A 26214-nucleotide genomic window follows, 5' to 3' on the forward strand; every position below is an offset into this window, starting at 1 on the left:
CTCATCCGTGAGGTTCAGATGGCTGACACCAGCACGCCCGTTGAGTCCATGCCCGTCCGCGTCTTCGGCGGCCCGACCGCTCTCTTCGAGTACGGCGGCCTGCGCTTCCTGACCGACCCCACCTTCGACGCACCGCGCGAGTACCCCGTGCCGGGCGGCCTGCTGACCAAGACGGCCCCCGCCGCGGCCGCCCCGGCCGACCTCGGCCGGATAGACGTGGTCCTGCTCTCCCACGACCAACACCCCGACAACCTCGACGAGTCCGGCCGCGCCCTGCTCGCCGGCGTCCCCCTGACCCTGACCACGCCCGGGGGCGGCGAGCGCCTGGGCGCGGGGGCCAGGGGGCTCGCCGACTGGGAGTCGGTCGACCTCGACCGTCCCGGCGGCGGCACCGTCACGGTCACGGGCGTGCCCGCCCTGCACGGGCCGGGCGTGCGCGAGGAGGTCGAACCGTTCACCGGCCAGGTCGTCGGCTTCGTCCTCACCGGGCAGGACCTGCCCACGGTCTACGTCAGCGGCGACAACGCCTCCCTCGAACTGGTCGGGCAGGTCGCCGAGCGGTTCGGGCCGGTGGACACCGCCGTCCTGTTCGCCGGGGCCCCCCGGTTCACCCGCCTCTTCGACGGGGCGCTGATCGTCCTCGACAGCGCCCAGACCGCCGAAGCCGCGAAGCTCCTCGGCGCCCGCCGGGTGGTGCCCGTCCACTACGACAGCTGGGGGCACTTCACCGAAGGACGGGACGAACTGGTCGCCGCGTTCACCGACGCCGGACTGCTCGACCGCCTGGACCTGGGCGAACGGGGCTGACGCCGGCGGCCGGGCGGCCCCGGGAGGAGGCCGCCCGGCCGGTGGGCGGGAAGGAAGGGGCGTACTGCTTCGGGCTGCTTCGTGCTACCTCGGGCAGGCGTCCTGGGTCACCTTGCCGCCCGAGGCGGACGCCGTGGCCGGGTCCATGGACAGGCACAGGCCGGTCCAGTTGTTGACGAAGTAGTAGGCCGGACGGGAGCCGGTCGAGGTGGCGAGCTTGGTCGGCATGACGTTCCACATCTGGCTGCCGGAGAACCAGCGGGTCTCGCAGGGCCACCAGAACAGCTGGGTGCCGGCGGCCGGCGCGGTGCCGTTGTTGTACGGCATCGTCAGGCACTGGCCGTTGCCGGCCTTGATCCAGAAGTAGCCCTTGCCGTCGAAGGTGTCCGGCTTCGTGGCGGTCCACTGGTGGCTGCTGGGCGGGCTCGACTGGCACGCGCGCTGGGTGACCAGGCCACCGTCCCCTGAGCCGAACTCCGGTCCGCGCACCATGCACCGGCCCTGGTACTGGCTGTTGGAGTACGTCTTGTCGGCGTTGACCAGCCAGATGGACCGCTGGCCGCCCTTGACCATGTTGTCGTCGTTGTGGTCGATGATCGCGTTCACCAGGCCCCAGCCCGGGAAGTCCGTCATGATGACGCCCACGCGGCCGGCGCTGCTGTTGAGGTGCTTCATCAGCTGGTAGTTGACGCTCGCGGCGAAGTCGGACGGCAGCGGGCCGAAGGGGGCCTTGGACGCCGAGGAGTACGTCACGTACATGTCATTGGCGGAGCCGGTGATCGCCTTGTTGACGTTGGCCTTGACGTAGTCCCACTTCTGCGCGGCCGAGTCCGGCGCCCAGTGGTCCTCCTTCCGGTCGTTGAAGCCCTTGATGCCGTAGCCGTCGCTCTCGACGCTGTCGAAGCTGCCCAGGACCAGCTTGCCCCGGACCTGGCCCAGCGTCGGCACGTTCGCCCGGCCGTTGCCCGTCACCGAAGGGGCGTAGAACAGGCCGGGGTACTTGGCCACGTACCCGGCGAACATCGAGCGCATCTGCTCCGGGGTCACCGACTTCGGCTCGTTCGCGCAGTCGAAGGTGCCGACGTCCGAGTACGGGCACTCGGCCTTCAGCCGCATCACGATCGACTCGGTCGGGTGCGCACGGAGGAAGGCCTGCGCCTTCGTCAGGACGTCGTCGAAGTTGGCGTTCTGGTAGTACACGGCGTGGTGGATCGTGAAGCTGCCGCCGATGGCCCGGGCCCGGATGTCGATGGCCCGGATGCCGCGCTCCAGCTGCGCCGTCAGCGTGGCCGCGCTGTCGCCCCAGTCCTCCTGCGTCTGCACGTTGGGGCCGTTGTGGATGGAGAGCGTGTCGTGGGTCCCGGGGATGGACATCGCCGAAAGCGGGGTGTCGCTCGCGATGCCCCACATCCACTCGGCCCGGTCCGCCTGCCCGATGTTGCGGTAGGCGTGTTCGGGCGTCGACCCGGCCGCCTCGGCGGCCCCGGGCGCGAGCAGTGCGGCGCCCAGCGCGACGCAGGCCGTCATCAGGGACGCCAGCCGGCGGGACCGCCGGCGCGGGCGGACGCCGGCGGGATGGGGGGTTGTGCGGGACATGTCACTCCAGTGCGAGTACGGGCGGCGGTGCGGACCCCACCCTGGCCGCCGCCCCTATCGTTCCGCTGACGTTCCGCTTACGCCCCCGGCTACGGGGCGGTCATCCGCGCCCCCCACGCGCCCAGGATCGTGCCCGTCGGGACGTAGCCGACGCAGGTGGCGGCTGTTCCGGAGGAGTCCCAGGTGCCCATCCCGGAACTGATCATCCCGTGGCTGTTCACCCCGTACGCGGAGGCCCAGCTGAAGACCGGGCCGCCCTCGTCGTCGGCCGCGTACGCGGCGGATCCGTCGCGGGTGCACGCGGGAGTCAGCGTGACGTACGCGCCGTTGACCCACTTCCGCTGCGGCTGGCCGACGTACATCCCGCACCGGTACCCGGTCCGTACGCCGGTCTGGCACACCTGGTCACCGGGCTGGGACGTCAGCCAGCCCACGTAGTCCTTCTGGTCGTCCAGCCTCCACAGCCTGCCGACGGACCCGCCCGTGGGTGCGGTGTCGATGATGGCCGTGTCGATGTCCGGCAGCTCGTTGACGATCTGCCCCACGTCGTTGAAGCCGCTGTAGAGGTACGTACCCGGCGAGCCGCAGCGGCCTGACGTGACCATGTACCGCCCCCAGCCCGGCACGTCCATCGCGAAGCCGCTGGTGCACCAGAACTCGTGGCGCGTCTTGCTCAGGATGGCGCCGCCGTAGTGCGGGGCGTTGTCGTTCCAGCGGGAAGGGGTGGCGTCGCTGCGCGGGGCGGCCTGCGCGCCGGGGCCGGAGGGGGCGGCCGCCCGGCCGCCCGCGGTGCGCCGCGGGTCGTCGCGGCCGGGGGCGGGGTGGGCCTCCTCGAAGCGGACGTCCGTCACGGCGGATGCGTACGAGTGGGTCTCGCCGGGGCTCCGGCGCTCGCCGAGCAGCCGCCCGACCAGTGCGGCCGCCACCGCCGGCCGGTCGGCCGTGACCCGCAGGCCGGCCCCGCCGTCGAGCGGGCCGAACTCGTCGATGGCGACCTCACCGGACCGGCGCCAGGCCTCGGCCGAGCCCTTGATCCGGTCCATCGCCGCCGCCAGCTGCCCACGGCTGTACTTGGCGGCCTTCACGACGACCCGTACGCCGGCCCGCTCCCCGGCCGGGGCCTCGCGCCCGGCCTCCTCCACCAGGGCGGTCGCGCGCTCGGGCCGGGTGACGTACAGGGTGACCGCGGAGTGCTCCGCGTCCACCTGGACCCCGCTGAAGGTGTCGGCGTACGAGCGTACGGCGAGCCGCTCCAGGGAGCGTGCCATGCGGCCTGCGGGGGTGGCCGCGGAGCCTTCACCCGGTACCGCGTCCGCGCGTGACAGCGCGCCGGGAACGGGCGGGGGGCCGTCGGCGCGCGCCGGAACCGGGGCGCTCTGGGCCCCGGCGGGCGTGACGAGCACGGAGCAGAGGGCGACGGCCACGGCCCCGGCGCGCAGGCCGTGGCGCCAGGGCCCGCGGGCCGTGGACGGAGTTCGTGAGGGCATGTTCTTTCTCCCTGCCTTCCGGAGGTGGATGGAGAAGAGTTCTGCACGACCGGTGCGGCCGGCAGCAGAAGGACCCTTTCTGCGGCGAACAATTTTTCCTCGCCGCGGGAGCAATCTGGGCGCCCGAACTCCCGGACGTCAAGGCTGACTTGACAGGAACAGGCCACGCTGGTGAAGGATTCTTCTTCATGGACCAGATAGTTGACCGGATCCGCTCTCTGGAAGCCTCGCTTCCCGAAGCGCAGCGGGCCCTCGCCGTCTTCATCCTCGACGATCCGGCGGCCGCCTCGGCCCGGACCATCCTCGAACTGTCCGAGGCGGTGGGGGTCTCCACCGGGAGCATCACCCGCCTGTGCCGCACGCTGGGTCTGGCCGGCTACTCGCAGCTCCGCCTCGCCCTCGCCGCGGAGAAGGGTGCGCGGGAGGCCCGGGACGCCCAGGGGACGTGGCGGGACGACATCGGCTCCGACATAGACGAGCACGACCCGATCGAGCGCGTGGCCGCCGCGGTGGCCCGGTCGGTGGCGGGCGTCGTGGCGCGCACCGCCGAGGACCTGGATCCGGCCGTGCTGGAAGTCGCCGCCGGAAGGATCGCCACCGCCCGCCGGATCGAACTGTTCGGGGTGGGCGGCAGCGCCACCATGGCCACCGAGTTCCAGCAGCGGCTGTACCGGATCGGCCTGCCCGTCTGGTCCTGGAGCGACACGCACGTGGCGCTCACCGGCGCCGCCGTGCTCGGCCGGGGGGACGTGGCGCTCGTCCTCTCCCACAGCGGCGGGACCCGCGAGGCACGCGAGGTGCTGGCCGAGGCCGCCTCCCGGGGCGCCACCACCATCGCCGTCACCAACGACCCCGAGTCGCCCGTGGCCGCCCAGGCCGAACTCACCCTCGCCACCTGCGTACGGGCCTCCGGGCTCCGCGCCGAAGCCGTCCTCGCACGGCACGCCCAGATGACCGTCCTCGACGTCCTCTACATAGCGGTGGCGCAGCGCACCTACGCTCGTACCACCGAGGCGATGGCGGCCACCCAGGAAGCCGTCCGGCCCTACCGCGCCCGGCCCCAGGAGGAGGTACCCGGCGGATGACGCGCACATCGCCGACTTCGCTGGTGCTGGGCATCGACGCGGGGGGCAGCGGGCTGCGGGCGGCCGTCGCCGCGGCGGACGCCGGCCCGCCGCTCGCCACGGCGTCGGCCGGTGCGGGCAACGCGCGCTCCGTCCCGGAACGGCTCCTGGAGGAACGCCTGGCGCACGCCGTCGGCGAGGTCCTGGCCGGCGGCCGGGCGGCCCGGGTGCGGTGCGTGGTCGCGGGCTTCGCCGGAGCGGGCATCCCGGGCACTCCGGGCGACGGCGGACACGGCACGGCGCGCCGGGCCCTGGACGCCGCACTCGCGCGGCACGGCGTACGGGCCGCGGACGTGCAGGTCATGGCCGACTCCGAGGTGGCCTTCGCCGCGGCTCCGGGGACCCCGCCGGACGGCCTGGTACTGGTCGCCGGGACGGGCGCGGCCGCGGTCCGGATCCGCGGGCACGCGCTGGCCGCCACCGCGGACGGCTGCGGCTGGCTCACCGGCGACGACGGCAGCGGCTTCTGGATCGCCCGGGAGGGCCTGCGCCGTGCCCTGCGCGGCCTGGACGGGCGCGGGCCCGCCACCGTCCTGCTGCCCCGGCTGGCCGCCGCGTTCGGCGCCGGGCCCGCACCGGCGGACCCGTACGCCCTGCGCTACGTCCTGATCGACGGCGCGCGCGCCGCGTCCGAACCCGCCCGGCTGGCCCGGCTCTGCCCCGTGGTGTTCGACGCGGCCGCGGACGGCGACCCCGTCGCGGAGGGGATCCTCGACGAAGCCGCCGGCCTGCTGGCCGGGAGCGCCGCCGCGCTCCGCCCCCGGCGCGGCGAACCGCTGGTGACGGTGGGCGGCCTGATCGGCCCCGAAGGCCCGCTCCTGCCCCGCCTCACCACCCGCCTCTCCGCCTGGGCCCTGACCCCGTACCCGGTCGCCGACGGCCTGCCGGGCGCCCTCGCCCTGGCCCGCGCGAGGGCGAACCCCGCGGCCGGGTCCGGGAGGATGGGGGGATGCGTGCCGCCCGCCTGATCCGTATGGCGCTCCTCGTCCAGTCGAGCCCTGGACTGACCGCCGCCTCCCTGGCCCTGGAGTTGGGGGTGTCCGAGCGTACGGTGATCCGGGACGCGCAGGCCTTGCAGGAGGCCGGGGTTCCCATCCGGTCCGAGCGCGGGCGCACCGGCGGCTACCGGCTGGCGCCGGGGTACCGGACGCGGCTGACCACGCTGCGGCCGGCCGAGGCGGAGACCCTGTACCTCTCGGGCATGCCGGCCGCCCTGCGGGATCTGGGGCTGTCGGGGGCGGCGGACGCGGCACGGCTGAAGCTGTCGGCCACGCTGCTGCCCTCGCTGCGGGCGGCGGCCGAGGCGTCGGTGCACCGCTTCCACCTCGACGCCCCGGCCTGGTTCCGCGAGCCGTCGGCACCGGAGTTGCTGCCGGAACTGGCGCGTGCCGTCTGGGCCGACCGCACCGTCCTGCTGGCGTACGCGCGGCCCGGCCGGGAGGTGGAGCGGCGGGTGGAGCCGTACGGGCTCGTCCTGAAGGCCGGGGTGTGGTACCTCGTGGGCCGGGTGCCGGGCGGACCGGCGGCGGGCGGACCTGCGGCGGGCGGACCTGCGGCGGGCCGGGCCGGCACCTGGCGGACGTACCGGGTCGACCGCGTCACGGCGTTGTCGCCGGCTCCCGGTGCCGAGGAGCCCTTCGTCCGCGACCCGTCGTTCGACCTGGCCGCGTACTGGGAGGAGCACTCCGCCGCCTTCGCCCGCGCGCTGCTGCGTACGAGCGTCACCGTACGGGTGACGGAGCCGGGTCTGCGGCGCCTGCCGGCCGTGGTGGATCCGGCGGGTGCGGGCGAGGCGCTGGCGTCCGCGGGCGCGCCGGACGCCGCCGGGCGCGTCACGCTCGAACTGCCGGTGGAGTCGGAGGAGGTCGCCTTCGAGCAGTTGAGCGTGCTGGGCGCGGAGGCCGAGGTGCTGGCCCCGCCGGGCCTGCGCGCCCGCTTCCGCGAACGTGCGCAGGCCCTGGCCGCCCTGTACGGGGCGGAGGAGGGTCAGCGGTAGTCGTCCGCGGAGACGTCCTTGCCCCCGTACACGGCGTCCTCGAAGTAGGCCCAGGCGTCCGGCCGGCTGCCGTCGACGTCGCGTACGCCGTAGGCCTCGGCGAGGTCCGCGCTGGAGGCGGACCTGCCGTTCCAGCGGGCCGCCCGGCCCGGGTCGGCGGCGAGTGCGGCGACGCCGCGGGCGAGGTAGTGCGGTGACTCGGCGATGGCGAAGTGCGGGTCCTGGGCGGCGGCGTCGCGCCAGTTCCGCTCCGTCACGCCGAAGTGGGCGAGCATCTGCTCGGAGCGCAGGAAGCCCGGTGTGACGGCGACGGCCGTGCCGCCGTACTCCGCCAGCTCCTGGCCCAGCCCGAAGGCGATGCGGATCGGTGCGTTCTTCGCGAGGTCGTAGTAGAGGTTCTCGCGGTAGCGGCGGTTGGAGCGCTCGGTCCCGTCGGTGACCTCCACGTGCAGCGGCGCGTCCGAGCGGATCAGGAGGGGGAGGGCGAGCGCCGCGGTGATCACGTGTGAGCGGACCCCCAGTTCCAGGATGCGCAGGCCGTCGGCGAGGGGCGTCTCCCAGCTCTTCTTGCCGAAGACGGAGCCGGCGATCAGGTGCTCGCCGCCCCAGAGGTCGTTGACGAGGATGTCGAGCCTGCCGTGGTCGCGGTCGATCCGGCTGACGAGCGCGCGTACCTGGTCCTCCTCCAGGTGGTCGGTGGGCACGGCGATACCGGTGCCGCCGGCAGCGGTGACGAGTTCGGCCGTCTCCTCGATGGTCTCCGTCGTGCGGCCGACCTCGCTGACGCGTTCGCGGGTGGTGCGGCCGGTGACGTAGACGGTGGCGCCGGCACGGCCGAGTTCCACGGCGAGGGCGCGGCCGGCGCCGCGCGTGGCTCCAGCGACGAGGGCGATCCGGCCGGTGAGCGGGGTGGGGGCCTGGGTGGGGGTGTCGTTGTCCATGACTTCACGGTGCCCGCCAAAGGTGACAGTTCCCGTCACCCTTTCTTCCGGCTTCCGGCTCCCGCGGACCTTCGATTTATCACAGCGCTGTTATATTAGCGCTGTGACATCTTCCCCGAACCCCCCGAACATCACGGACCCCACCGCCCTGCCCGATCCCTGGCACGCCCTGCACGAGCTCCTGGCAGCCATGGACGCCGAGATCGAGCGGGTCTACGTCGAGCGCGGCATCGAGGGGGTGCGGCCGCGGTTCGCCTATCCGTTGATCCGGCTCGCCCACACCGGGCCGCTGACCATCCGCGAACTCGCCGAGTCCCTGAACCGCTCGCACTCCGCGATCAGCCAGACCGTCGCCGCCATGCGCAAGGAGGGCCTGGTCAGTTCCGAGCCCGGCCCCGACGCCCGGACCCGGCGGATCGACCTGACCGAGCGCGGCCGGGCGCTGGTGCCGTTCCTGGAGGCCGAGTGGCGGGCCACCCACGCGAGCGTCGCCGAGCTGGACGGCGAGGTCCCGTACGCGATGACCGCCGTCGTCGAGGAGGTGCGGCGGGCGCTCCAGCGCCGGTCGATGCGGCAGCGGATCCTCGGGCACCTCGTCGAACCACCGCGATGACGGGGCGCGGCCGCGGCCGGTTCCTGGACACCCGGCCGCTGCGCGGCAGCAGGGCGTTCCGCGACCTGTGGATCGGCACCTCCGTGTCCCAACTCGGCGGGCACATGGCCAACGTGGCGGTCCTCGCCCAGGTCTGGGAGCTGACCGGCAGCCCGCTGGGCACCGGCGCCATCGGCATCGCCACCGCTCTGCCGATGCTGCTCTTCGGGCTGCTCGGCGGCACCCTGGCCGACACCGTCGACCGCCGTGCGGTGGTACGGGCCACCACCGCGGGCCAGTTGCTGGCCTCCGCGGGGCTCTGCGCCCAGGCGCTGGCCGACGACCGCAGCCTGCCGGTCCTGCTCGCGCTGGTGGCCCTCGGAACCGCCTGCGGCGCCCTGGGCGCGCCCGCCCGGCGCACCCTCCCGGTCCGGCTGCTGCCCGGCGACCAGGTCGCGGCCGGTCTCGCGCTGACCAACGTCTCCTTCCAGGCGGCGATGCTGGCCGGGCCGGCGCTGGCCGGGCTGGTCATCGCCCGCTGGGGCTTCCCCGCCGCGTACGCCGCCCAGGCCGCCGCCACGGCCGTCTCGGTCCTCACGGTGCTGCGCCTGCCCGCCATGCTGCCCGAAGGCGCGGCCGCGTCCGGCGGCGCTCACCGGCCCCGGCGCGGCGGCTGGCTGTTCGTCCTGCGCCGCCCGACGCTGTGGGGCTCGATGGCCACCGACCTGTCCGCGACGCTGCTGGCCATGCCCGTCGCGCTCTTCCCCCTGGTCAACGAGGTCCGCTTCGGCGGAGATCCGCGGACCCTCGGGCTGTTCCTGTCGGCCGTCGCGGTCGGGGGCGTCACCGCCGGTCTGTTCTCCGGCACGGTGACGCGCCGGCGCCGCGGCGGCCTGGTGCAGCTGTCCGCGGCCGCCGTCTGGGGGCTGGCGCTCGCGTGTTTCGGCCTGGCGGGGTCCCTGTGGCCCGCGCTCGGCTGCCTGGCCGTGGCGGGCGCCGCCGACACCGTCTCCGTCATCACCCGCAGCGCCCTGGTCCAGCTGGAGACCCCGGACGCGTACCGGGGCCGGGTGTCCTCGGTGGAGCACGTCATAGGCGTCGCGGGCCCCGAACTCGGCAACTTCCGCGGCGGCCTGCTGGCGTCGGCCACCTCGGCCCCCTTCGCCCTGGTCCTGGGCGGCCTGACCGCCGCCCTGGCGGTCGCCGCCGTCTCCGCCGCCAACGCCCCGCTCCGCGCCTACCGCACCCCGGAGCCGGCCACCGCCCCGGCGGGCGATCGCGGCCCCGGCACCGGTACCGGTACCGACCGCTAACCTCACGGGCAGGGAAGGAGCCCGCACATGGGCGCACAGCCGGCCGAGCCGTACGGCGCGCCGCTCTACCAGCGACCCCGTCAGTCCTCCGCCTCCGCCTCCGCCAACGGGTCGGCCGGGTCCGCCGCCATGACCAGCTGGGTGATGGTGAAGCCGTCCGGGGTGCGGACGTCGACGCGGTACAGGCCCGGGGCCGGGGCGGTCGCCGTGGCCGTGGCCGTGCCGTCCTCCCAGGCCGGGGTGAGGGGAACCGGGCGGGACGGGGGGTCGAGGGCCGTGAGGCTGCAGCCCAGGCCCGCGAGGGTGGCCACGTCCGTGAGGCGGAGCTTCCAGGGGCGGCCCGCCTCCACCAGGTCCGGGGCGGTCAGGCCGCAGCCGGCTTCGCCCAGCGGCGGGCCGGGGTTGACGTCGTCCCGGACGATTTCGGTGACGGCCTCCAGGGCGGTCCTCGCCCTGGCCACGTCCCCGTGCTGCAGCGGCAGGTGGGTGACGACGTCGGTGAGGACCGCCGACTCCTTGTAGACCGTGCCGTCCCCCTGGACCTGGAAGTACCGGACGCGGTCCTGCCGGTCCCGGATGAAGGTGCCGTCGGAGTTCTGGCGGGCGCCGTCGAGGTGCGGCTCGGCCGTCCCGCCGCCGATCGTCAGGTTCTGCCAGGTGGGCTGGTTGACGCCGACGACCGAGCGGTGTCCGGGCAGGGCGACGGCCTTCTGCCGGTGGTGGAAACGGGCCGCTTCGCGGGCCAGTTCCGCGCTGCCGCCGATCCCGGCGACGTCGCTCGGCGTGAGGTGGCGTACGTCGTCCCCCGCGCGCACGCTCCGGTACTGCGGCAGCAGGTCGTGCAGGCCCGGCATGGTCGCGCACATGGCCCGCAGCTTGCGGTGCGGGAGGCGTACGGGGGTGCCGCGGCCGGTGGCGAGGATGACAGCGGCCTTCACCGAGCCCTGGAAGGGAGTGCCGAGCGTGATCACGCCCCGGGTGTCGCCCTGGAGGTCACTGTCGTAGCCGGGGTCGAGGGCCGCGCGGGTGACGAGCCCGCCCATGGAGTGGGCGACGAACACCAGCCGCCCCTCCCGCTGGTCGACGCGGTGCCGGCGCGCCTCGGCGTGGGCCGCGTGGCGGCGCCACCCGGTCAGGTGGGCGCGCGCCGCGTCGGCCAGCAGACGGCCGTTGACGGCGATCGGCAGCCGCCAGTCGTACGCGAACTCCAGGATCGCGGCGTCGTCGGCGACGCTGGTGCGGATCGTGTCGACCAGGTCCGTGTACGGCTCGCTGCCCGCGAGGTAAGGGGTCCAGGCGGAGTGCCTGAGGAGGCCGGTCGCCTTGATGCGGCCGGTCCTGCCCGCCAGCTCGTCCTCGGTCATGGTCAGGGACTTCAGGCCCGAGGGGGTGGTCCACGCCTTCAGCAGCCAGGAGATCCCCCCGATGCCCCAGACGTCCTTGCCCGTCGTCGTGTCGTGCAGGGTGCTGCCCATGATGCCGGGTACGACGACCACCGCGTCCTGCGTGACGTGGTCGGGTAAGCCGCCGTCCGGGCCGCCGGGTCGGTGCTGGTGCTGGTGCTGCCGGTTGTCCATGGGAGTGAAGAATAGGGACCGTGGACGGGGAGCGGGGCGAGATCGGCTTGGCCGACGCCGTGGAGGAGGCGGTCGCGGCCGGCCTGCCGGAGGCGGTGGAGGCGGAGGCGGAGGCGGCGGGTCCGTCCCCCGGAACCGTGTACGTGCTGCCCATGGAGGACGGGACCGAGGCGCTGCGGCAGGCCGTCGGCGCGCAGCTGGAGGCGGTGTCCCTGTGGTGGGAACGCCGGCCGCCGGAGGGGCCCGGCTTCGTACGGGTGGCGCCCGGCGGGCCGGTGACGAGCCGTCATGACGTGGAGCGCTTCCTGGAGACGGCCGGTGTCCGGGAAGGGGAGCCGGACGTCCCCGTGGTGCTGTACGTGACGGGCCACGGCCTGACCGGCGGCGCGGGCCGGCACTTCGCGGTGCTGAGCGGCACCGATCCCGGCCGGCTCCTGGGCACGGGGTTGCGTACGACCGAGATCGTGATCGCCGCGCTCGACTCGCACGCCCGGGACGTCCTGGTCATCGTGAACATGTGCGAGTCCGCCGCCGTCCGCCCGGAGGTGCTGGAGCTCGTGGAGAGCCTGGACACCGCACGCACCGAGCACGCCACGCTGAACGTCCTGACCACCGCCGCACCCAAGTCGCGGGTGATGGGGGGGGAGTTCGCGCTCGTCCTGCGGCGGGCCCACGAGTGGCTGCGCACGGCCGGCGGGATCACCCGCGCGCACCTGACGATGGAGGAGTTCGGCCGCGCCCTGTACCAGGCGGCGCAGGCGATCGGCAGGGAACAGGGCCGGAAGCCGTCCGTGCACTGCCTCGCCCTCACGGTCGGCAGGCAGCACGTCCCCACGGCGGCCCTGCCGAACCCCGGCCACCGGCCGGAGGAGACCGCGGTGGAGGAGAGCCGGCGGGAGGTCGCGGCGAGCCTGGAGGACCTGGGCTACTGGCTGGAGAAGGCCAGCGGCCGCACCGGAGCCGACGACCCCGGCTGGTACTTCTCCGGCCGCAGGGAGCTGAACACCGCGGTGGCCTCCTTCCTGACGGGCGCGCCCGGCGTCCTGGTCGTCACCGGCATCACCGCGAGCGGTAAGTCCGCCATCCTCGGCCGTGCGGTGACCTTGAGCGACGCGCGGTTCCGGGCCTCGGCCCTGTACGCGGCGGCCGTCGGCCACTGCCCGCCGTACACCGTCCCGGACGAGGGCGCGGTGACCATCGCGGTCACCGCGCACAACCGGGAGCCGCTGGGGCTGCTGAAGGTCATCGCGCAACGGCTGGGCGCCGCCCCGGACCCCTCGGGCAGGGACCACCTGAGCCGCTGGCAGCAGGGGCTGCGGAAGTTCCTCGACTCGCCCGGCCCGATGGTGACGGTCGTCGTCGACGCCCTCGACGAGGCGACCGACCCGGCTGCGCTGGTGCACCAGGTGCTGGTGCCGCTGGCCGGGCACCTCGCGCACCCGGCCCCCGCCGGGGCGGCGCTGCCCGTGCGGCGCGGGGTGCGGCTGGTCGTCGCCGTACGCAGCAGCGACGGGGACGGCGACGGGGAGGACGAGGGCGAGGACGCGGACCTGCTGGGGCGGCTGCGGGAGGCGTTCCCCGGGGCGGCCGTGCTGCGTACCGACGGCGCGGGCATGAGCGCGGACGTCGCGGGGTACGTACGGGCCCTCCTGGACGGGGAGGGCGGCTGGGCGGGGCAGGACCTGGCCGAGGTGTCGCGCACGGTGGCCGGTGCGGCCGGGCGGTCCTTCCTCGACGCGCGCGTGGCGGCGCACCAACTGCGCGCCGAGGGGCCCCGGCTGCTGGCGGACGCCGACTGGCTGGAACGGCTGGGCGAGGGCACGGCCGGGCTGCTGGAGGACGATCTGGTGCGGGCGGCGGAGGACGGCCTGGGAGCGGACGAGGCGCTGGCGCTGCTGCGCGCGACGGCCTTCGCCCAGGGGCGGGGCCTCGCCTGGGGCGAGGTGTGGCCGGCCGTGGCGTCCGCCGTCGCGGGCCGTGCCGTGGAGGACGCCGACGCCAAGATCCGGGTACTGCTGGAAGGGCGTCTGGCTGGGTATCTCACCCGTGACGTCGAAGAGGACCAGCGGGTGTACCGGCCGGCGCACGACCGGCTGGCCGCGGTCCTGCGCGCCTGGCCCGTGGGGGGCCGGGCGCCTGTTGGGGGGATGGGGATGACGGACGCTCAGGACGACCCTGCCGATAACACCGCTGCCACGACTGCCGGCCGGCCTACCGGCCGGGCAGCCGACCAGACCACTGGCCAGACCACGGACGAGACCGCCGGCGAGACCGCCGGCGAGACGGCCCGCCAGACCACCGGCGAGACGGCTGACCAGACCATCAGCCAGACCACCGACCAGACCGCTGACGAGACGGCCCACCGGGCTGCCGGCCAGACCACCGACGAGACCATCGGCCAGACCACCGGCCGGGCCAGCGGCCAGGCCGCCGACGAGACGGCCCGCCGGGCCGCCGCCCGGGCCGCCGATGCCGCCGTGCACGCCCGCATCGCGGAGGCGCTCGCCGATCTGGCCGTGCCGCACGCCACCGGCGACGCCGCCACGGCCACCGCCACCGCTCCGCACCCGTACGTACGCCGGCACCTCGCGCGCCACGCCCGCCTCGGCGGCGTCCTGGACGACGCGCACGTGCCGGCCGAGGTGCTGCCGTGGCTGACCGGCAGCCCGGTCCGCGGGCTGCTGGGGCCGGGCCGGGGCCGGGAGGGCCGGCTGTGGCTGGAGGCGTGGGCGGCGGTGGAGCCGTACCTGCACCGGGCCGACCGCCCCTCGCGGCTGGCCAGCCTGCATCTGGCGCACACGGCGCTGCGCCACCCCGGGCTCCCGCGCCCGCGTACGCCGGGGGACGCGGCACCGCTGGCGGTGCTGTGGTCCCGGTGGACGCCGCCGGTGAACGTGCTGGCCGCCCTCCGCACCACCGTGCGCTCCCTGACGGCGGTACCGGCACCCGACGGGCGGCCCGCGCTCGCGGCCGGTGACGACGAGGGCCGCATCGAACTGATCGACGCCGTCGAGGGCACGGCCGTCCGCGAGCCGATCGGCGCGCACGACGGGTCCGTACGCCGGCTGCTGCTCGCGCCGCGCCCGGCCCAGCCGCCGCTGCTGGTGTCCGGCAGCACGGACGGCACGCTGCGGCTGTGGGACCCCGCGACGGGCCGGCTCCTCGACCGGGTCCACGGGTCCGGCGGGATCTGGATCGCCGACGTGTGCGCGTACCGCGACGCCGGACACGAACTCGCGGTGGTCTGCGTCGACGGGAACGGGGTGGTGGTCTGGTGGAACGAGCGGATGGGCGCGCTGGACCTGTTCACCCTGTCCGGGGACACACCGCGTACGACGACCACGGCGCTGGCGGCGGTTCAGGACCCGCCCGGGCGGCCGCTGCTGGCGGTCGCCGACGACGCGCACCTGGTGTTCCGGGATCCGGAGGCCGGGGCGGAGGTGGCCCGGTTCGAGTTCCCGGCCGACGTACGGGTGCTCGCGCCGACCACGCGGCCCGGGACGGTCGCGGCCGGCCACGCGGACGGGAGCGTCACCGTCTGGGGCACCGGCGGGCCGCTCGCCACCCTCACCGGCGCCGGCGGGCCGGTCACCGGCCTGGCCGCGCTCACCCTGCGGGGTCCGGGGGACCTCGGGGGCCGGGGGGAACGGCACCTCCTCGCCGCCGGGGCCGGCAGCCAGATCGCCGTCTGGGACATATCCCGGTGGGACACCGCCGCGAAGGAGCCGCCGGGGCTGCTGAGCGGGCACACCGCCGCCGTGACCGCCCTCGCCCCGGTCGCGGTCCCGGACGCGGATACGGCGGCGGATACGGCGGCTACGGCTACGGCTACGGCGGCGGCGGGCGGGGACCCGGGGCCGGATTCGCAGCTGCTCGCCTCCGCCTCTGCCGACGGCACGCTGCGCCTGTGGACCCGGGAGGTCCTGGAGCGCGCGCTCGACACCGCCCGGACACCGGCCGGGCCGGCCCCCACGGGCGGGGCGCTGCTCCTGCCGGACCGGCCGGGGGAACCGGCCGGCCCGTCGTGGTTCGCGCTCAGCGGCGGCCACCCGTACATCGACGTACGGGACATCGGCACGGGGGACGCGGTCGCGCGGATCGACACCGGCCGGCCGCCGTCCGCGCTGGCGTGGGCCCGGCGGCGGGAGGGGCGCCTCCTGGTGTCGGCCGGGTACGGCGACCACGGCATCCGGCTCTGGGACGCGGAGACCCGTCGGGCCCTGCCGGACGTCCTCGAAGGGCACTTCCTCCCCGTCCGCGCCCTCGCCGCCTGCACCGCCACGGGCGGCCGGCACCTGCTGCTGAGCGGCGGGGACGACGAGACGGTGCGGCTGTGGGACCTCGACGGCGCGGGCCCGCTCGGCGCGTGGACCGGGCACGACCTGCGGGTCCGTGCCGTGGCGGCCGCAGCGGGAGGGGAGGGAGCGGAGGGCCGGGACTGGTTCGCGTCGGCAGGCTCGGACGGCACCGTACGGCTGTGGGACCCGGAACACGGCCAGCTGGGCGCGCCGCTGCGCTGCGACCAGGGCCTGCTGCACGCCGTCGCGCTCAACCCCTGCCCGGACGGCGGGCTTCCGCCGCTGCTGGCCAGCGGCGGCGACACGGGCACGGTCCGGCTGTGGGACCTGCGCGAGCGCCGCCCGCTGGGCGGGCCGCTGACCGGCCACACCGCCGCGGTCCTCGCCCTGGCCGTGTGGAACGCGGGGGACGGCGTCGGCAGCTTCGTCGCCTCGGGCGCGGCCGACGGGACGGTCCGCGTCTGGGACGCCGTCACGGGCCGGTGCCGGCTGCTGCTGGCCGCGGGGAGCCCCGTGCGCGGCATCTCCGCGCATCCGGCGGCGGCGGGCGGCGGGCGCGTGGTGCTCTCCCTGACGGGGGACGCCGGGGCCGTCGTGGTGGAGGTCGATCCGGCCCGGTGCCGGGCGGGTGGGGCCTGACGACCCCGCCATGCGCCCCCCGTGTTCCTTCGTGCGCCCCCGTCGGCCACCGCAACCCGGTCGCTTCGGTCGTACCCGAGCACCAAAATGATCGTTCGGCACGTGTCACGGACCAGTGCGCCGCCCGGCGGCCGCGATCCGAACATGAACTGCCCCTCACATGAACACACCCGCACACGAGGGAACCGCTCCTGGGCGAACCCGCTCCTGAGCACAGCACCAGCACCACCACCCCGAGCACCACCACCCCGAGCACCAGCCCCCTCATGTGCACCACACCGTCAGAAGACCGGCTCTCCCGGCGGCCGGGCCGCCCGCGTCCAGCGGGCCCGGCCGCCCGGAGAACCATGAGCATCACCGGCCCGCGACCCATGGAGGGCGGCCGGAGCAAGGAGAGCGGCCGTATGAGCCAGGACACCGCACAGCTGGACGTCGCCCTCGTCCCGGCGCCGGAGCACGGCATCTGGCGCCTGGGGAAGCACAAGGAGCCGGTCAAGTACGAGACGATCAGCCAGGAGGACCACGCACGGACGGGCGGGAACCGCTGGAGCCTGGTCAGTTACGGCACCCTCTACTGCGCCTCCGAGCACGACGGCTGCTTCGCCGAGGCCTTAGCCCCCTTCCGCGTGCACCCCGCCATGCGGGAGGTCATCGCGGACGACTGGCCGGAGCCGGCCTTCATGACTCCCGGGAAGATGCCCCGGGACTGGACCACCAGCCACATCCTGGTCCGTCTGCGGCCGCCCCGGGACGCCCGTTTCCTCGACGTGGACGACGAGCGGACGCTCGCGACGCTCTCGCGCGAGCTCAGGGACAAGCTGGCGGAGCAGGGCGTGGAGCGGCTCACCACGGAGCACGTCCAGGGCTTCAACCGCCGCATCACCCGGCAGATCTCGGCATGGGCCATCACCCAGCGCACCGGGCCCGGGCAGCAGGAGCGCCTCATCCACGGCATCGCGTACCGCTCGCGCTTCGGCATGCGCCAGTGCTGGGCCGTGTTCAACGACGTGGAGCTGACGCAGGAGGAGTCCACCTTCATCTTCCCCCAGTCGGACGCCCTGCTGCGGGTGGCCGAGGAGTACGGGCTGACGATGCTGTGACCGGCCACTCCCCCGGAAACCCCACCGCCAAACCGACCGTGAAACCAACCTGAGAACAACCGCTTCCGCATCGTCCGAAAGGACGAAATCAACCCGGCTTTCCTCCTCCCCCTGTCCACCGGCCCTCCCCGGGCTGGTGGACATCACCCCAGGTCATGGGCCAAGTCGACGCCGAAACCCGCAAGTTGACGGCATGTCGACAACGCGACGGATTCTGCCGAAGAGGTGGAGTTGGGAGGTGATAATGGGTAACGTAGCCAGTACACCGACCGACTTGGAGCATGTGGGGGATCTCATGAGTGACACCGGTTGCGCCGTCAAGGCGCCCTTACGCATCGGGCTCGCGTCGCCGCCCATGGCACCACCGCCCGACACGAGCGTCACGCTTGCGAGCATCCTCCGCCGCCGCAGTCACCCATGTGCCGGATCCCCGTGGACCGGAATACATCGATGGTGAACGCCGACCGCTAGCCGGCCGGCCCACTCCGCCCGCCCTGGTAGACGCTTCCCGGCGGGCCGGGACCACAGCAAGAAGCGTTCGCAGCTCGCCGGAACCGAGCGTCCCCTCCGTGCCGCCCTCACGGCAGCACGCGACAGCCGGATCCCGCGGGCGCACACACCTACACCCGTCGCCTGAGCACGCGACCCGCCGCCGAACGGGCGCGCAGTCAGGGCAACGAGGGAGACCCGATCATGCCTTCTGACACCACCACGTCCCCTGTCGCCGTCGCCGTCGCCGTCGCCGCCCCCGTCGCGAAGAGCGTCGCCAGCGCCGAGCGGGCCCACGCGGCCTCCGTACGCATGGGCATCAGCGAGATCGCCCGCTTCCTCCAGGAGAACCTGGGGCAACGCCTGACCGCGCGGATCGCCAACATCAACGACCCCAAGCAGGTCGGCAAGTGGGCCTCGGGCGCCGCCGAACCGCGCCCCGAGGCCGAGGAGCGCCTGCGCGCCGCACTCCAGGTCTTCCAGCTCATCCACGACGCGGAAACCCTCCACACGGCCCGCGCCTGGATGATCGGCATGAACCCGCAGCTGGAGGACGAGGCGCCGGCCCAGTGCATCGCCGACGGCAGGCGGCGCGACGTGATGGTGGCGGCCCGCGCGTACGTCGACGGCGGCTGAGCGCGCCGGTGCCGGCCGAAGCGACGGGAACGGTGGTGCAGTGGGTCCGCACGTCATGGACGAAGCGGTCCCGCGGCGGCCCCGCCGCCGCCCTCAGGAACCAGGCCCCCACGGCCTTCCCCCTGCCACCGCGGACCCCGCCCTTCGTCCACGGCGTGCTCATGCACGAAACCGACGGCTTCCGGCCCCGCTTCGAAACGCCCGAAGGCCCGGCCCCCGACGTACTCCTCCAGGAACACGACGGCCTGCTCCGGGTCCTGCCCACCGGCACCCCCTTCGGCATGCCGCGCAGATGGCGACGCCCTCCGGCAGTCCGCCTCGCCCGCGGCGAATGGGTCCGATGGCAGATCAACCACCGCTTCGCGAACCCCTGCGACGGCAGCTGGACCTACCGCCTCGACACCCTCAACATCGCCCACGCCCACGGCCACGACCCACTCCCGGCCGGCCTCTTCCTGGGCCCCCCGCCCCACTACGTGGACGAACGCTCCGCCCTGCACTGACCGCCCCGGGGGCCACCGCACGCGACGTGCGTGCGGCAGCCCCCGGGTCGCTGACGACACGTGAAAGCCCGGGAAACTCAGGCGATCACGTTGAGGGCGCGGTACAGCGCGTAGAGGATGGCCGGCAGTGCTCCGACCAGCCCCGAGACGGCCAGGATCACCGTGGGGACCCGACGGGTACCCCGCAGCGACCTGACCACGTATCCGACCAGCACGAAGTAGGCCAGCGTGATGATCACGCCGGCCACCAGTCCCACCGATGAAGTCGTTAAGTGCATGACAGTGCGCACTCTCCTCACGTCCGACTTGATTGCCCAGTCCGGGTGTGCGTCGGCGCACGGCGGGAGAGACGCGTCGACGGAGCCCTTGGCTAGAGGGTCCTCGGCACCTTCTGCAGCGCGACGACGCTTCGACGGTAGCCCAAAGCGGGCCCGCTGCAATAGAGTTGGGGAAAATCCGAATACGCCAAGGACCCCGGGAAGCCATCCCGGGGTACCTTCACGGACGCACAGCAAACCGGACTGGGCAGTCTGGTCCAGACGTCGGTCGAACCAGCATGGCCGCTGGAGATATACGTTCGCTGTACATCCTGCATACGCCGTGGGCGTCGTTCCGGGGGGTGAGAACGAAGTGACGACAGAGGCAATCGAGTCAGACCCGTCCGACGGGTCTGACAAGTCCGGGGTGAGGTTCTCGGTCCTCGGCCCGGTCCGCGCCTGGCGCGACGGCGAGGCACTGGCCTCCGGCAGCCCCCAGCAGCGCGCCCTGCTCGCCGCGCTGCTGCTGCGCGACGGCCGCACCGCCACCACGCCCGAGCTGATCGACGCCATCTGGGGCGATGCCCCTCCGTCGCAAGCCCTGGCCGTCGTCCGGACCTACGTCTCCCGGCTCCGCAAGAGGTTCACCCCCGACCTGCTGGTCAGTGACGCCGGCGGCTACGCCATCCGGCTGCCCCGCCCCGAAGTCCTCGACCTCGGTCTCGCCCGCACACTCGCCGCCGGCGCCGACAAGGCCCGCGCCGCCGGCGACCGCACCCAAGCCCGCAACCTGCTGGCCCGCGCCCTGGAGCTGTGGAACGGCGAGCCCCTCGCCGGAATCCCGGGCCCGTACGCCGAGACCGAGCGCACCCGTCTGTCCGAGTGGCGGCTCCAGCTGCTGGAGACCCGCCTCGACCTCGACCTCGAAGTCGGCCAGCACGCCGAGGCCGTCTCCGAGCTCACCGCCCTCACCGCCGCGCACCCCCTCCAGGAGCGGCTGCGCGAGCTGCTGATGCTCGCCCTCTACCGCAGCGGCCGCCAGGCCGAGGCCCTCGCGGTGTACGCGGACACCCGCCGGCTCCTCGCCGACGAACTCGGCGTCGACCCGCGCCCCGAGCTGTCCGCACTCCAGCAGCGGATCCTCAACGCCGACGCCGAACTCGCCCACACCGAACACTCCGAACACTCCGCCCCACCATCCATTCAAGTCAGACCCGCGCAACTCCCGGGGGCCGTGCCCGACTTCACGGGGGCCGCGGACCGCGTCCAGGAACTCCGCGACATCCTCGTCAGCGGCGAAAGCCAGGTCGTGGCCGTCTCCGCGCTGGCCGGCATCGGCGGCGTCGGCAAGACCACCCTCGCCGTGCACGTCGCCCATGCCGCCCGGCCGCACTTCCCCGACGGTCAGCTCTACGTCGACCTCCAGGGCGCCGGATCCCGCCCCGCAGAGCCGACAGCAGTCCTCGGCGCCTTCCTGCGGGCCCTCGGCACCCCCAATGCCGTGATCCCCGACTCCCCCGCCGAGCGGGCCGCGCTCTACCGCTCCACGCTCGACGGCCGCCGCGTCCTGGTCCTGCTCGACAACGCCCGCGACGCCGCCCAGGTCCGCCCCCTCCTGCCGGGTGCTCCGGGCTGCGCGGCGCTGATCACCAGCAGGGTCCGCATGACGGCCCTCCACGAGGCCCACCTCGTCGACCTCGGCGTGATGAGCCCCGAGGAGGCCCTGGAACTGTTCACCCGGATCGTCGGCGCCGAGCGGGTCGGCGCCGAGCGGCAGGCCGCCCTCGACGTCGTCGGCGCCTGCGGCTTCCTGCCGCTGGCCATCCGCATCGCCGCCTCCCGGCTCGCCGCCCGCCGCACCTGGACCGTCTCCGTCCTCGCCGCCAAACTCGCCGACGAACGCCGCCGCCTCGACGAACTCCAGGCCGGCGACCTCGCCGTCAAGGCCACCTTCGAACTCGGCTACGGCCAGCTCGAACCCGCCCAGCAGCGCGCCTTCCGCCTCCTCGGCCTCGCCGACGGCCCCGACGTCTCCCTCGCCGCCGCGGCCGCCGTCCTCGACCTCCCCGAGCACGACACCGAAGACCTCCTGGAGGCCTTGGTCGACTGCTCCCTGCTGGAATCCGCCGCCCCCGGCCGCTACCGCTTCCACGACCTCGTACGGCTCTACGCGCGTGCGTGCGCCGACCGCGACGAGCAGCCCGCAGGCCGCGCCGACGCCCTCGACCGGCTCCTCGACTTCTACCTCGCCACCGCCGCCCGCGTGTACGCCGTCGAACGCCCCGGCGACCGGCTCCCCGCCCACCTCAGCCCCACCCGCCACCCCGGCCTGGTCCTCTCCGACCCGCGTACCGCCCTGGACTGGCTGTACGGCGAGGCCGACCCGCTGCTCGCCTGCGCACGGCAGTCCGCCGGCCGGCCCAAGGCCCTGCGCCGGGCCGTGGACCTGCTGTGGGCGGCCAAGGACCTCGCCGAGTCCGGCGCCAACTCCAAGCAGTACGAATCGGCTGCACTGGTGCTGCGCGATGCGGCACACGCAGCACAGGACCCGCACGCCGAGGGCCGCGCCCGCACCACCCTCGCGGGCGTCCACCTGATCGCGGGCCGGTTCGCCGAGGCCGACACCGAGGCGCACCGCGCCCTGGACCTGGCCCGCCGGGCGGACGATCCCCTGACCGGCTGCTGGGCCCCCAACGACCTCGGCGTCATCGCCCTCTACCAGAACCGCCACGAGGACGGCGAGCGCCACCTGATCGAAGCGCTGGACAACTTCCGGCGGGTCGGCGACCAGGCCGGCGAGGCCAGCGCCCTGTGCAACCTCTCCCGCATCCACGTCAGCCTGGGCCGCCTGGACAGCGCCATCGACCTGGCCCGGCAGGGCATCGCCCTCTACGACCGGATGGGCCTGACCCTGCGCCTGGCCAACGGCCGCTACGCCCTCGGCATCGCCCTCACCCGAGCCGGCCGGCTCCCCGAGGCCCTGGACCAGCTCGGCGAGGCCCTGTCCCTCTTCCACGACAACCGGCAGCGCCTCTGGGAGGGCGTCACCCACTTCCGCCTCGCCGAAGCCCACCTCGCCGCCCACCGCCCCGCCAAGGCCGCCGCCCACGCCGAACAGGCACTGGCCCTGCGCGGCATCGGCGGCGAGTGGCGCCGGGCCACCACCCTCGTGGTCCTGGGCAGGGCACTCCAGCTCCTCGGCCAGCCGGACCGGGCCCGGACCTGCTGGCTGGAAGCACTCGACATCTTCGAGCCCCTCGGAGTCCCCGAAGCGGAACCGGTACGGCACCTACTCGGGCGGACGGTCCCCTTCGCGGTCTGACCCCTCGGGTGTCAAACGCGGCCCGGACCCGACTTGACCTGCGCGTTCGCCAGCTTGCCAGCCAAACCGATCTCCCTCTAATGACAACGGACAATTGCAATTAAGACGCGCTGGGGTGCACACTCCATCCATGAGTGACACACCAGGCTCCCGTGCCCGGCAGGCCGAGCTCACACCCGCGCAGCGTCGCGAGCTCGACCGGCTGCAGGCAGCCGTCACCGGCGCGAAGCAGGCGTTCGCGGAGGCCGCCGGGCGCATCGCCGTAGAGCTCGGCCGAGGCGGTAACTCCGCCGTCGCCCGGCACCTGGACGTCACACCTCAGCACGTCTCGAACCTCGCCCTCGCCTACCGGGCCAAAACCGAGCAGCAGGCCGCCGGCCAGGCCCTGGACGAGGAGGTGGCGGCATGACCACCGCCGCCAGACCGTCCGGCATCCCCCCCATGCCCGAACGGAACCCGAAGGCCCTGCGCGCGGCCATCGCCGAGCACGCACCGGCACTGCTGCCCGACTTCGACGCCCACTGGAAGTGGGCCATCGCGGACGCGTACGACTTGGCCCCCGTTCCCGCCTTCATGGCGCAATGGTGGACCGAGTTCGCGCTCGCCCGGAATCCCGAACTGTCCCGGACAGTGCATGATCTGGAAGCCCGCGCCGGCGAAACGACGAGCAGCGGCGAAGCCAAGCAGCTACTGACCCAGGCAGCGCACCTGCGGCGTGAGGCGGGCAAGGCGGAGCCCGGCCAGTGAGCGGTGCGTTCATGGGGCCGCCCTGGCAGATGGACTGGGTCGACACGGCCCGCGCCGCCCGCGACTCCCTGCCCAAGCTGGTACGCGATCTGATCGACGCCGTCCGTGCCGAGCTGGTCACGGTCGAGGACCCCTACTTCCGAGGTATCGACAGCCTCCCGGATCTCCCCGAGGGCTGCAGAATCACCCCGCTCCTCTCGACCGTGCCGAGTGGACTGCACGTCTGCCACTTCGACCACGGGCGGGGATGGATCCACTACACCTTCCTCCGGCGCACCGCCGACCCCCAGATCGTCGTGGAAGAGGTCTTCTGGCAGTAGCCGCACGGCAACGGGCACCGCCCCGCCTCCCGAACGGAATCAGGATGTCCGGTTTCCACACCCCGGTGGCCGGTTGATGCCTGGTACACGTATATCCCCTGTGCGAATGTTCATGATCCGTACGGACGTGCCTCCGCCGGCCGTCCGTTCCGCTTCGCTCCCCCCGCACAGGTGATGGAATGACGCTGAAGCTCCTGCTCGCGAACGCCCCCAACCCCACGGACAACCGGAACGCCTCGAACTACGCCTGCTACCCGCACATCGGCATCGTCCAGCTCGCCACGGCAACACGAGAAGCACTGGGTGACCGCGTCGAGATCCGGGTAGTCGACGGCGGCATCGGCAACACCGAGACCGTCCAGCGCGCCGTCCGGGACTTCGCGCCCGATGTCGTCGGCATCAGCGCGCTGACACCGACCTACTCCGAGGCCCTGAAGATCGCCGAAACGGCCAAGGCGTGCGGTGCCCGGGTCGTCCTCGGCGACGACCACGCGATCTTCTTCCCCGAGATGATCCTCCGCAACCGGCCGCAGATCGACTACGTCATAGCCAACGACGGCGGCGAGATCCCCTTCGTGGAACTGATCCGCGCGTTACTCGAGGGCGGCCGCCCCTTGTCCGAGGTCTCCTCGGTCGCCTACCGGCACGACGGCGCGATCCGCGTCAACCGGCCCCGAAGTACGCGCTCTCCCTGCGCAACACGATCCCCGACCTGACCTTCATCGACGACGTGCTCGACGTCTACGCCGAGAACTACCGGGCCCAGTTCGGCCACCTCCACGGCCACCAGGTGCGACCGGTGACCGTGAACAACGCGCGCGGCTGCGAGAACGGCCACAAGCGCTGCACCTACTGCTCCATCGCGGATCTGACCGTCAACACGGGCGATCCCCGCGGCTTCTGGAAGACGATCGACCAGTACAACCGCGAGCACGGCATCAACCTCTTCTTCGAGGTCTACGACAGCTTCACGGCCAGCCCCCGCTACGTGGACGCCCTCATCGACTCCACCCCGCCGCACCTCAAGCGCCGCATCGACGACGGCGAGCTGCAGATCATGGTCTACGCGCGGGCCCTGGGGCTGACCAAGCGCAACAACGTCGACAAGCTGCGGCGGCTGGGCGTCACCCGCGCCAACATCGGGCTGGACGCCGCCGACCCCGAGATGCTCGAAGCCCAGAGGAAGAACAAGACGACCGGCGAGACCAACCTCGAAGCCATCCGCATGCTGAACAAGGCCGGCATCTCGGTCCACGCCTCGTACATCGCCGGTGCTCCGGGAGAGCGGCCCGAGACGCTGGACCGCACCATCGCCGGGATCCGGCAGATGCTGGGCGAAGTCGAGCTCTCCTCGGTGGAGTTCTCCCGGTTTATTCCGTTGCCGAACAGTCCCGCGTGGGATCTGCTGGTCGACTACGAACGGCCGAACTTCTTCAAGAACAGCGAGGAGATCGACCACTACCTGACCGCCCTCGGCGTCACCGTGACGCGGGACGACCGGGAGGAGATGTCCGCCAGGTTCGGCGACCAGGACCTGCTCGACATCGACGAGCTGGGTGCGTTCTGGGCGGACAACTTCACGCACATCAGCGAGAAGTACGCGCTGGAGCGGATCAGCGAGGTCGACGAGATGGTGAGCGCGCACAACGTGCGCACGGGGAACAACGTCGGATAGCCGCCGGGAAGGATGGGGTGCCGGAATGCTGGGAGTGCAGAACCTGCTGACCTATGCCTTGGGGGCGCTGCTGATCATTCTGCTGCCGGGGCCGAGTTCCCTGTTCACGCTGTCGGTCGCCGCGCGGCTGGGGGTCAGGGCCGGATACCGCGCCGCGGCCGGGATGTTCCTGGGCGAGACCCTGCTGATGGTGGCGACGGCCGCCGGGCTGGCCTCGCTGCTCCAGGCCAACGAGCTGGTGTTCGCCGTGGTGAAGTACGCGGGCGCCGGCTATCTGACCTGGATCGCGGTCGGCATGATCCGGGCGGCGTGGGCGATGTGGAGACGCCGTGACGACAAGAGCACGGAGGCGGCCGCGGAGGCGGCCGACGCCGACCCGGGGGCGAACGGCAGACTGTTCCGCCGCTCCCTGCTGATCACCGTGCTGAACCCGAAGGCGATCTTGTTCTTCCTGTCGTTCTTCGTCCAGTTCGTCGATCCCGGGTACGCGTACCCGGGGCTGTCCTTCGCGCTGCTGGCCGTCGTCTACCAGGCCATCAGCATCGCGTACGTCACCGTGCTGATCTTCAGCGGCACGTACCTCGCCGCGCAGTTCCGCCGCCGCCGGAAGCTGTCGGCGGGCCTCACGACCGGGGCGGGAGCACTGTTCCTCGGTTTCGCGGCGAAACTGGCCACGACGGGCAACTGAGCGCGGCCGCTGCCCCGCCCCGGGGGGGGGGGGGGGGTGGGGGGGCAAAAGGGGTGGGGGACCCCGAGCCGGAGAGGGGGGTGGGGGGGGAAGAGGTGCCTCTTTCT

The 26214-nt window shown here is 73.6% G+C and carries 22 protein-coding genes; 17 read left to right on the forward strand and 5 right to left on the reverse strand.

Going from position 1 to position 26214, the window contains the following annotated elements; all coding sequences use genetic code 11:
• Positions 1-18: 18 nt before the first annotated feature.
• A complete protein-coding gene (locus tag AC07A6_RS09800) occupies positions 19-807 on the forward strand; it encodes an MBL fold metallo-hydrolase (RefSeq protein WP_478776723.1) in 789 nt (262 codons plus the stop codon).
• 84 nt (positions 808-891) lie between these two features.
• On the opposite strand, the gene AC07A6_RS09805 is transcribed toward AC07A6_RS09800, so the two are convergent.
• The gene (locus tag AC07A6_RS09805; RefSeq protein ID WP_478776724.1) at positions 892-2403 is read right to left on the reverse strand and encodes a phosphatidylinositol-specific phospholipase C domain-containing protein; all 1512 of its coding nucleotides are present in this window, start codon (positions 2401-2403) and stop codon (positions 892-894) included.
• 89 nt (positions 2404-2492) lie between these two features.
• Complete coding sequence (locus tag AC07A6_RS09810; protein ID WP_478776725.1) at positions 2493-3890, reverse strand: chymotrypsin family serine protease; 1398 nt, start codon at positions 3888-3890, stop codon at positions 2493-2495.
• 188 nt (positions 3891-4078) lie between these two features.
• Here AC07A6_RS09810 and AC07A6_RS09815 point away from each other — a divergent pair, with 188 nt between their 5' ends.
• The 3 genes from AC07A6_RS09815 to AC07A6_RS09825 are packed head-to-tail and all read left to right on the forward strand — an operon-like array spanning position 4079 to position 7010.
• Positions 4079-4975, forward strand: a complete 897-nt coding sequence (locus tag AC07A6_RS09815) for a MurR/RpiR family transcriptional regulator (RefSeq protein ID WP_478776726.1) — start codon at positions 4079-4081, stop codon at positions 4973-4975.
• A complete protein-coding gene (locus AC07A6_RS09820; RefSeq protein ID WP_478776727.1) occupies positions 4972-5982 on the forward strand; it encodes an N-acetylglucosamine kinase in 1011 nt (336 codons plus the stop codon). Before AC07A6_RS09815 ends, AC07A6_RS09820 begins: the two co-directional genes overlap by 4 nt.
• Positions 5964-7010, forward strand: coding sequence for a helix-turn-helix transcriptional regulator (locus tag AC07A6_RS09825; protein ID WP_478776728.1), 1047 nt, complete (start codon positions 5964-5966; stop codon positions 7008-7010). The genes AC07A6_RS09820 and AC07A6_RS09825 overlap by 19 nt, the downstream gene beginning before the upstream one ends.
• Here the strand turns inward: AC07A6_RS09825 and AC07A6_RS09830 are convergent.
• A complete protein-coding gene (locus tag AC07A6_RS09830; RefSeq protein ID WP_478776729.1) occupies positions 7001-7951 on the reverse strand; it encodes an SDR family oxidoreductase in 951 nt (316 codons plus the stop codon). The two genes, AC07A6_RS09825 and AC07A6_RS09830, sit on opposite strands and share 10 nt — an antisense overlap.
• Before the next feature lie 103 nt (positions 7952-8054).
• On the opposite strand from AC07A6_RS09830, the gene AC07A6_RS09835 reads away from it, so the two are divergent.
• Together AC07A6_RS09835 and AC07A6_RS09840 are read left to right on the forward strand one after the other, a co-directional pair.
• Positions 8055-8564: a MarR family winged helix-turn-helix transcriptional regulator gene (locus tag AC07A6_RS09835; protein WP_478776730.1), complete on the forward strand. Its 510-nt coding sequence runs from the start codon at positions 8055-8057 to the stop codon at positions 8562-8564.
• Positions 8561-9856: an MFS transporter gene (locus AC07A6_RS09840; RefSeq protein WP_478776731.1), complete on the forward strand. Its 1296-nt coding sequence runs from the start codon at positions 8561-8563 to the stop codon at positions 9854-9856. The genes AC07A6_RS09835 and AC07A6_RS09840 overlap by 4 nt, the downstream gene beginning before the upstream one ends.
• A gap of 80 nt (positions 9857-9936) precedes the next feature.
• Here the strand turns inward: AC07A6_RS09840 and AC07A6_RS09845 are convergent, their stop codons facing one another.
• Positions 9937-11433 (reverse strand): lipase/acyltransferase domain-containing protein, encoded by a 1497-nt coding sequence (locus AC07A6_RS09845; protein WP_478776732.1) that lies wholly within the window; start codon positions 11431-11433, stop codon positions 9937-9939.
• Between the two features lie 20 nt (positions 11434-11453).
• Between AC07A6_RS09845 and AC07A6_RS09850 the strand changes: the two genes are divergently transcribed.
• From AC07A6_RS09850 to AC07A6_RS09865, 4 genes are all read left to right on the forward strand, one after another.
• Positions 11454-16370, forward strand: coding sequence for a hypothetical protein (locus AC07A6_RS09850; RefSeq protein ID WP_478776733.1), 4917 nt, complete (start codon positions 11454-11456; stop codon positions 16368-16370).
• Positions 16371-16774: 404 nt separating this feature from the next.
• Positions 16775-17470 (forward strand): RES family NAD+ phosphorylase, encoded by a 696-nt coding sequence (locus AC07A6_RS09855; RefSeq protein ID WP_362457475.1) that lies wholly within the window; start codon positions 16775-16777, stop codon positions 17468-17470.
• Between the two features lie 693 nt (positions 17471-18163).
• A complete protein-coding gene (locus tag AC07A6_RS09860; protein WP_478776734.1) occupies positions 18164-18595 on the forward strand; it encodes an XRE family transcriptional regulator in 432 nt (143 codons plus the stop codon).
• 161 nt (positions 18596-18756) lie between these two features.
• A complete protein-coding gene (locus tag AC07A6_RS09865) occupies positions 18757-19098 on the forward strand; it encodes a hypothetical protein (protein WP_478776783.1) in 342 nt (113 codons plus the stop codon).
• A gap of 77 nt (positions 19099-19175) precedes the next feature.
• On the opposite strand, the gene AC07A6_RS09870 is transcribed toward AC07A6_RS09865, so the two are convergent.
• Positions 19176-19376: a hypothetical protein gene (locus tag AC07A6_RS09870; RefSeq protein ID WP_362457484.1), complete on the reverse strand. Its 201-nt coding sequence runs from the start codon at positions 19374-19376 to the stop codon at positions 19176-19178.
• On the opposite strand from AC07A6_RS09870, the gene afsR reads away from it, so the two are divergent.
• The 7 genes from afsR to leuE all read left to right on the forward strand — a co-directional run bounded on the left by afsR (position 19375) and on the right by leuE (position 26107).
• Positions 19375-22677 carry an SARP-family global regulator AfsR gene (gene afsR / locus AC07A6_RS09875; protein WP_478776735.1) on the forward strand — a complete coding sequence of 1101 codons (3303 nt, stop codon included), beginning with the start codon at positions 19375-19377 and terminating at the stop codon, positions 22675-22677. The two genes, AC07A6_RS09870 and afsR, sit on opposite strands and share 2 nt — an antisense overlap.
• A gap of 130 nt (positions 22678-22807) precedes the next feature.
• Complete coding sequence (locus tag AC07A6_RS09880; RefSeq protein ID WP_386275804.1) at positions 22808-23086, forward strand: hypothetical protein; 279 nt, start codon at positions 22808-22810, stop codon at positions 23084-23086.
• The gene (locus AC07A6_RS09885) at positions 23083-23424 is read left to right on the forward strand and encodes a DUF6247 family protein (protein ID WP_362474846.1); all 342 of its coding nucleotides are present in this window, start codon (positions 23083-23085) and stop codon (positions 23422-23424) included. Before AC07A6_RS09880 ends, AC07A6_RS09885 begins: the two co-directional genes overlap by 4 nt.
• Positions 23421-23744 carry a hypothetical protein gene (locus AC07A6_RS09890; RefSeq protein WP_478776736.1) on the forward strand — a complete coding sequence of 108 codons (324 nt, stop codon included), beginning with the start codon at positions 23421-23423 and terminating at the stop codon, positions 23742-23744. The genes AC07A6_RS09885 and AC07A6_RS09890 overlap by 4 nt, the downstream gene beginning before the upstream one ends.
• Positions 23745-23923: 179 nt before the next feature.
• Positions 23924-24460 (forward strand): cobalamin-dependent protein, encoded by a 537-nt coding sequence (locus AC07A6_RS09895; RefSeq protein ID WP_478776737.1) that lies wholly within the window; start codon positions 23924-23926, stop codon positions 24458-24460.
• Between the two features lie 14 nt (positions 24461-24474).
• Positions 24475-25419 carry a B12-binding domain-containing radical SAM protein gene (locus AC07A6_RS09900; RefSeq protein WP_478776738.1) on the forward strand — a complete coding sequence of 315 codons (945 nt, stop codon included), beginning with the start codon at positions 24475-24477 and terminating at the stop codon, positions 25417-25419.
• 25 nt (positions 25420-25444) lie between these two features.
• Positions 25445-26107 carry a leucine efflux protein LeuE gene (gene leuE / locus AC07A6_RS09905; RefSeq protein WP_478776739.1) on the forward strand — a complete coding sequence of 221 codons (663 nt, stop codon included), beginning with the start codon at positions 25445-25447 and terminating at the stop codon, positions 26105-26107.
• Positions 26108-26214 lie beyond the last annotated feature (107 nt).

This window comes from Streptomyces sp. NPDC044002 (genome assembly GCF_056434525.1).